The organism is Sphingorhabdus sp. (assembly GCF_040079335.1).
Taxonomy (GTDB): Bacteria; Pseudomonadota; Alphaproteobacteria; order Sphingomonadales; family Sphingomonadaceae; genus Sphingorhabdus_B.
The window spans coordinates 40,475-48,056 of record NZ_JBEBKL010000017.1 but is presented as its reverse complement, the minus strand read 5'-3'; the positions used below and the strand labels follow the sequence as shown (position 1 = coordinate 48,056).

General features: G+C 58.4%; 5 protein-coding genes. 2 read left to right on the top strand and 3 right to left on the bottom strand.

What is annotated here, in order from left to right; translation table 11 throughout:
- Positions 1-37: 37 nt before the first annotated feature.
- The 3 genes from ABL922_RS06915 to ABL922_RS06905 form a co-directional block, all read right to left on the bottom strand.
- The gene (locus ABL922_RS06915; protein ID WP_349023476.1) at positions 38-1,207 is read right to left on the bottom strand and encodes an acetyl-CoA C-acetyltransferase; all 1,170 of its coding nucleotides are present in this window, start codon (positions 1,205-1,207) and stop codon (positions 38-40) included.
- 108 nt (positions 1,208-1,315) lie between these two features.
- Positions 1,316-2,242 carry a hypothetical protein gene (locus ABL922_RS06910; RefSeq protein WP_349023475.1) on the bottom strand — a complete coding sequence of 309 codons (927 nt, stop codon included), beginning with the start codon at positions 2,240-2,242 and terminating at the stop codon, positions 1,316-1,318.
- A 42-nt stretch (positions 2,243-2,284) separates the two neighbouring features.
- The gene (locus tag ABL922_RS06905) at positions 2,285-3,190 is read right to left on the bottom strand and encodes a DMT family transporter (RefSeq protein WP_349023474.1); all 906 of its coding nucleotides are present in this window, start codon (positions 3,188-3,190) and stop codon (positions 2,285-2,287) included.
- Between the two features lie 71 nt (positions 3,191-3,261).
- Here ABL922_RS06905 and ABL922_RS06900 point away from each other — a divergent pair, with 71 nt between their 5' ends.
- The gene (locus tag ABL922_RS06900) at positions 3,262-4,575 is read left to right on the top strand and encodes a hemolysin family protein (protein WP_349023477.1); all 1,314 of its coding nucleotides are present in this window, start codon (positions 3,262-3,264) and stop codon (positions 4,573-4,575) included.
- Between the two features lie 123 nt (positions 4,576-4,698).
- Positions 4,699-7,566 (top strand): pitrilysin family protein, encoded by a 2,868-nt coding sequence (locus ABL922_RS06895; protein WP_349023473.1) that lies wholly within the window; start codon positions 4,699-4,701, stop codon positions 7,564-7,566.
- The last annotated feature ends 16 nt before the right edge of the window (positions 7,567-7,582 follow it).

Below are 7,582 nucleotides of genomic sequence, written 5' to 3'. Positions count from 1 at the left end.
CCCCTAGCCCCTCCCCCGAAGGGGAGGGGAATCAGGTTCAAAGCCGCTCGATGATCGTGACGTTGGCTTGGCCACCGCCTTCGCACATCGTCTGCAGGCCATATTTGCCGCCCTTGGCATCGAGCACACCGAGCAGGGTCGCCATCAGCTTGGTGCCCGAAGCGCCGAGCGGGTGGCCGAGCGCAATCGCGCCGCCATGGACGTTGAGGCGATCATGCGACGCGCCGAGATATTTGAGCCATGCCAGCGGTACCGGCGCAAAGGCCTCGTTGACTTCATAGGCGTCGAAATCCTCGATCTTGATGCCCGCTTTCTTCAGCGCCTTTTCGGTTGCGAACAGCGGCTCTTCGAGCATGATGATCGGGTCGCCTGCGGTCACCGAGATATGGTGGATGCGCGCGCGCGGGGTCAGGCCATGATCTTTCAAAGCCTGTTCGGAAACGATGAGCGCAGCCGATGCGCCGTCACAAATCTGCGAGCTGGATGCGGCAGTGATCGAGCCACCTTCCTGCAACAGCTTCACACCCGAGATGCTCTCCATCGTCGCATCGAAGCGGATGCCTTCGTCGACCAGATGCACTTCCTTGCCTTCGGGGGTTTCGATTTCGATGCCGATGATTTCGTTCTTGAAATGGCCAGCTTCGGTCGCTGCCTTGGCACGCTGGTGGCTGGCGAGCGCGAAGGCGTCGAGATCGTCCTTGGTGAAGCCGTGCTTTTTGACAATCATTTCCGCGCCGGCAAACTGGCTGAACATGATGCCGGGGAATTTCTCTTCGAGGCGGGGTGACTTATAGTTGCCCAGGCCTTCCTTCATGAACAGGGTTGCAACCGAGCCCATCGGAACACGCGTCATGCTTTCGATGCCGCTGGCCAGCACGATATCCTGCGTGCCCGACATCACAGCTTGCGCTGCAAACATCATCGCCTGCTGCGACGATCCGCACTGGCGGTCGATGGTGACGGCGGGGATGCTGTCGGGCAGTTTCGATGCGAGAACCGCGTTGCGGCCCAGATCCATCGTCTGCTGGCCACCCTGCGAGACGCAGCCGGTGATGACGTCGTCGATCGCTTTGGTGTCGAACTGGTTGCGGTCGGCAATCGCATCGAACACGGCAGCGCCAAGATCGACCGGGTGCACACCGGCAAGCTTTCCACCGCGCCGCCCACCGGCGGTACGAACGGCATCGACAATATAGGCTGTGGCCATGACAGGACTCCTTGGATTGATTTAATCGTGCGATTAAACCGAGTCTGTTCAGGGGTCAATGCCTATAGCGAATATAGGTCAGGTGTTTCTGGATGAAGCGATTTGAAACTAGGCTTTCAGCGCCGCAATCGCTTCCCTGGTCGTCCGCGAATAATTGCCCCAGCGATAGCGATAGGTGCCGATATAGTGCACTAAAGCGGGGCTTTTTGGCATCGGTTCATCCCAATGGTTGATATAGCGATCATAGGGCAGTTGCACCGGATCGGTATCGTTGGCGACCACCCAGTTCGACGCCACCTGCTCGCTACCCCATTGCCGCCAGGTGTTACCCAGCCGCTTGTCCATTTCCTGCGAAAAACGGGATACGGTGGCGCGGCCATCATTGCTTTTGGCAAAGCCCGCAAAACCCGCACAGCCGCGTATATAACGCAGCGTATCGGCATCGGGCAGCGTCTTCATTGCCGCTTCGGCATGCGCCTGCACATGGTCGGTGGTTGGTCCATTGGCGTGGAAAATCTGCGAGATTTCCCGCGCACTTTTGAACCCGTGCTGCGCCTCATCGAGTCCGCCTGCCAAAGTGAAACTGCGATTGGCATCAATGGCCTCGGCGACGTCTGGAACGGGCCCGGTGGTGACGGTGTCTGAATCAAGCTGAATGACAAAATGGTCGCTCCGCCGATCGAGAATCGAGATCAGGCGCTCCCAGCAATTGTCACGGGGGCACAGTCCGGTATCGACGTCGGGCTTTTCGATGATTTCAGGATTGTCGCAATGCTTGGCCAGCACCGCTTTGTCATCAGCGGTCAATGTGCCGTCGTTGAGGAGCACAATTTTGCCGCGCGGCAAATGGTGATGCAGCGATTTGACCGCCACCAGATAGGGCAGCAGCACGGCGGTTCCGATCATCGAAAACAGGATGACGCCATCATCCTGCGCAACAATCGGGGGCGTATCCAATATGCCCTGCACTGCGCGCTCATGCGCCCAGCTTCCGGCTTTTCGGCCTATCGCCGTGAGTATTTCCATCAGGTTCAACCGCTATTCCTTGTGCGCAACCTGCCGCACCTAGCCGCTTCCTTAGGCAGAAGCCATTTCGACATGATTAACAATCGCAGGTTTTACACGCGCGGCAATCAGGCTACCGCCAACAATCAGCGCAGTGCCGATTAAGGTTGTCAACGTCACCGGTTCCGCAAAGAATACCCAGCCGAACAGCACTGCCCAGACAAAGGCGGTATATTCAACCGGGATCAATATCTGGGCTTCGGCCCGTGCATAGGCCCAACTCATCAGCAGCAAAGAGAATATGGCAAGCGATGCGGCGGTCAGCAGCATTGGCACCTTGGCGATCACCAGCGGCGCCAGAAACCAGGGTGCAGCAAGTGCCAATACCGACGCAGTTAGCAAATTCTGGAAAAAGGCAATCTCGATCGGCCCCGCTGCCTGTGCCTGCTGTCTTGCTAGAATCAAATTATAGGCGAACAGCACGGCGGAAAAGAGCACAGCCAGCGCGCCCCACAAAGCGTCGCTCGAATAATGCCCGCTGAACTTTCCATAGAGGATCACGCCAACGCCCGCGAGGCCCGCGACCGAGGCCAATATCGCCTCACGTCCGATCTTCTCGCCCAGCAAAATAGCTGCGAGATAGAGCGCGATCACCGGCGCAATAAACGACAGGCCGATAGCTTCGGCCAGCGGCAACACCGCCAACGCCCAGAAAAAGCTGACTGCCATCCCCGCGACAATGAAACTGCGCCACAGATGCAAGCGCAGATTGCTGCGTGCCGGCCAGCCCTGACCAGTCGCGACGAACAATATGCCCGCAATCAGGGTGCCGACAAGATTGCGCCACAGTACGGCATTATAGGCGCCGACGCTGATCGACAGATCCTTCATCGCAGCATCCATCAGCGAAAAAGTCCCAATACCCGCCGCAGCTACAGCGAAGGCGATGGCGGGGCTGGTGGGGCGCAAAGTCGACATCGGCAAGGGCATAGGCATTGCCATGGGTCTTGCCAAGGGCGGCAGACGCACACTATGTGCAGGGCAACACCATGGACCTCGACCCATTCCCCTGGCTTGATGCGCTGATAATCCTCGCGCTGATCGCCCTCAACGGCGTATTCGCGATGTCCGAACTGGCGATTGTGTCGTCGCGCCCCGCGCGGTTGCAGGCGATGGCCGAAGGCGGCAGCAGCGGCGCTGCAGCAGCACTTCATCTGTCAAAGGACCCAGGTAGATTTCTGTCTACGGTGCAGATCGGCATAACCCTGATCGGCATCATCGCCGGTGCCTATTCGGGCGCTAGCCTTGGCGGGCCGACCGGCGAACGCATCGCCTTGTTAGGTTTGTTCAGCGAAAAATGGTCGATGAACATCGGCTTTGGCCTCGTGATTGGGGCTACGACTTTTGCGTCCTTGGTGATCGGCGAGTTGGTACCCAAGCAATTTGCGTTGGTCGCCCCTGAGCGCATAGCTGCGCTGGTCGCGCGGCCGATGGAATGGTTGGCGCGGATTGCGGCACCTTTCGTCTGGTTGCTCGACAAATCCAGCCGCCTCATTTTCAAACTGCTCGGGCTCAACCGCGACAATCGCGATGCGCTGACCACCGAAGAACTGAAGGTCGTCTTCACCGAAGCGACCCATGCAGGCATCATCGAAGAGCATGAGCATAAGGTGATTTCGGGCGTGGTCCGGCTAGCCGATCGCCCGGTGCGCGAAGTGATGACCCCGCGAACCGAAGTCGACACGATCGCAGCAGACGCCAGTGCCGAAACGATCCGCGACCGCCTCTTGAATTCGCCGCACACCCGGCTGCCGGTGATGGGTGACAGCGTCGACGACATTATCGGCGTGGTGCAGGCGCGCGATATTGTCGCCGCCCAGATCGAAGGCCGCCCGCTTGATCTGCGTGCCATGATGCGCAAGGCTGAAATTGTGCCTGATCAGCTCGATGCAATGGATGCGCTCGAAATCCTGCGTAAGTCGGAAGTGCCCATGCTGTTGGTGCACGACGAATATGGGCATTTCGAAGGCATCGTTACCCCCAATGATTTGCTTGCCGCGATAGCGGGAGAGTTTGCCTCTGATCAAGAACAAGGCAGTGCAGCGAATATTGTCACGCTCGACGACGGGTCGCTGCTGATTGACGGGGGCATGGCTGCCGACGCGATGGCGCAAGCGCTTGACATCCAATTGCCCGAAGATCGCGATTACGCGACCGCCGCCGGGCATGTGCTTCACATCCTCCGCCACCTACCCGAAGAGGGTGAGAGCTTTGTCGACAATGGCTGGCACTTTGAGGTCGTCGACATGGATGGTCGCAAGATCGACAAGCTGCGTGTGCGCAAAATCGAAGGAAAAGAATGAATATCGCTGCGACTAGGTCGTTCGTCGAATAGCAGTTTACCCGCATTGGATTCGCCGCTTGCCGCGCTATACCGAATTATCTGCCTGAAAGGGCGCACAAGTTTTCCTGAGGAGAGCAACTACATGATCCGCAAACTGACCCTTGCCCTTGCTGTGTCAACCATCGCCCTGTCGAGCGGTGCCATGGCCAAGACCGCACCGGCACCCGTCGCCGACCTCGTGAAAACGGTCAATATTCCTTACGAGAAGTTCACCCTCGACAACGGCCTGACTGTTATTGTCCACGAAGATCGCAAGGCGCCTGTCGTCGCGGTGTCGATCTGGTACGGGGTTGGATCCAAGCATGAACCCAAGGGTCAGACTGGCTTTGCCCATCTGTTCGAACATATCATGTTCAACGGCAGCGAAAACGCGCCGGGCGACTATTTCCAATATACCAAGCAGATCGGCGCGACCGACCTGAACGGTACGACCTGGCTTGATCGCACCAACTATTTCCAGACCGTCCCGACCAGCGCGCTTGAATCCGCATTGTTCCTAGAAAGCGACCGGATGGGGCACTTGCTTGGCGGCCTGACCGAAGAGTCGGTGAAGACGCAGATCGGCGTCGTCTCCAACGAAAAGCGTCAGGGCGATAACCAGCCTTATGGGATGGTTGAATATGCCCAGTCGGAAAATCTCTTTCCGGTTGGCCACCCCTATCACCACAACACAATCGGCAGCCTTGAAGATCTTGCCGCCGCTAAGCTCGACGACTTCAAGCAGTGGTTCAAAGACTATTATGGCCCGAACAATTCGGTTCTGGTGCTCGCTGGTGACGTGAATGCGGCGCAGGCCAGGCCATTGGTGCAGAAATGGTTTGGCGATGTTGCACGCGGCCGCACTGTGCCGCCGGTGAATGCGCCGATTCCAACGCTTGAGGCACCCAAAAAGATTGTGCTGAAAGACAAGGTTCCTGCCACGCGCATCTACCGCAATTGGATCGTCCCCGGTTTGGCGGACCCCGATTATACTGCCTTGCGTGCCGGCGCGTCGGTGCTCGGTGGCCTCGCCAGTTCGCGCCTCGACAATATCCTTGTGCGGGAAGAACAGAGCGCGGTTGCCGTTTCCTCCTTCGTTTTGCCCTTTGTTCATGGCAGCCTTTTCTGGGTGCAAGCCGATGTGAAGCCCGGAGGCGATGCGGATGCCGTTGGTAAGCGGCTCGACGACATCATGGCCGATTTTATCGCTAAAGGTCCGACAGCTGACGAAGTGCAGCGTGTGGCAGCGAGCGAGGCCGCGGGCCGGATCGATGGGCTTGAACAGGTTGGCGGCTTTGGCGGCAAGGCCGTCGCCTTGGCCGAGGGACAACTCTACACGGGCGATGCAGACTATTACAAGAAAGAGCTGGAACGGCTCGCGGCTCTGAAGCCGGAAACGATTTCCGCCGCTATGCAGAAATGGCTCACACGTCCGGTGCTGGAAATCCGCGTCGAACCCGGCGAGCGTGAGGCCTATAAGGAAGTCGCGTCGGGGTCCGGCGCGCGCACCGGTGGTCTTACAGCTCCGGCGTTCTACATGGCGCCGGGCAGCGATGGCCACGCCTCTGCAGGCGTGAAGGCAGATCGCAGCAAAATGCCGGTACCCGGCGAAACCCCGGCGCTCGATTTTCCGACTGTTGAAACAGGTAAGCTGAAAAACGGCATCAAGGTGCATTTCGCGCGCCGTAATGCTGTGCCCGCTGTGCGCATCGCAGTCAGCTTCGATGCCGGCTATGCAGCTGATCCGTTGGACAAGCGCGGCGTTTCGAACATCATGGGCAATTTGCTTTCGGAAGGCACGCTGACGTTGAACGCGACTCAGCTCGCTGAAACCGAAGAGCGTCTGGGTGCCGATATAAATGTGGCTTCGTCACAGGACCGGACGGTCGCTTCGCTGCGTGCGGTAAAGCCGAATTTGGCGGCATCGATTGGATTGCTGGCAGACGTGGTCAAGAATCCGGCCTTTGCCGAAAAAGATCTCGAGCGTGTCCGCGTCCAGCAATTGACCCGGATCGCAGGTGAAAAGAACCAGCCGCAAGGTCTGGCGCTGCGCGCGTTGCCCGAACTCATCTACGGCAAAGCGCATCCCTATGGTGGACCGCAAACGGGAACCGGCGATGAAGCCGCCGTGCGCACTCTGACGCGTGCCGATGTGGCTTCGTTCCACCAGAGCTGGATTCATCCCGCAAAGGCAGAAATCTTCGTAGTCGGCGATACCTCGCTCAAGGACATCACCAAGCTGCTCAACAAGCAGTTCGGCAATTGGAAACCGAAGGCGACCGCGGCACCGGCGAAGAATTTTGCCGTCGCCATGCCCGAGGCAAAAGCGCGGATCGTGCTGATCGATCGCCCCAATTCGCCCCAGTCATATATCCTTGGCGGCAAGGTGCTTGATGCCAAGGGCAGCGATGACCTGTTGCCCTTGCGCAGTGCCAACGAGATTTTCGGCGGTGATTTTACCTCGCGGATCAACATGGATCTGCGCGAAACCAAGGGCTGGTCCTATGGCGTCCGTTCGCAAGTTGGGGGCAATGAAGACCGCGTGCCATTCCTGATTTTCGCGCCGGTGCAGACCAACCAGACAGGCCCATCGCTGGGTGTGTTGTTGAGCCAGGCGCGCGACTTTGTGTCGAGCAAGCCGATTACCAAGGAAGAGCGCGACACCACTGTGGTCAGCAATGTCCTGGAACTTCCGGGCAGCTATGAACAGTCCGCCGCAGTTCTGGGCCAGATGCGCGCTGATGCCCTGTTCAAACGGCCATTCGACTATGCCGAAAAGCTTGCCGGAAAATATGGCGCTTTGACCCCCGAAAGCATGACCGCAGAGTTCAAGGCCAAGATCAATCCAGAGAAGATGAGCTGGGTTGTCGTGGGTGATGCGGCCAAGGTGAGGCCGCAGTTGGAGGCGCTTGGATTGCCGGTTGAAATGCAATCCGAAGCTGCTAAGCCTACTGACACCAATGCAAATTAACGCTTGAATCAAAAGG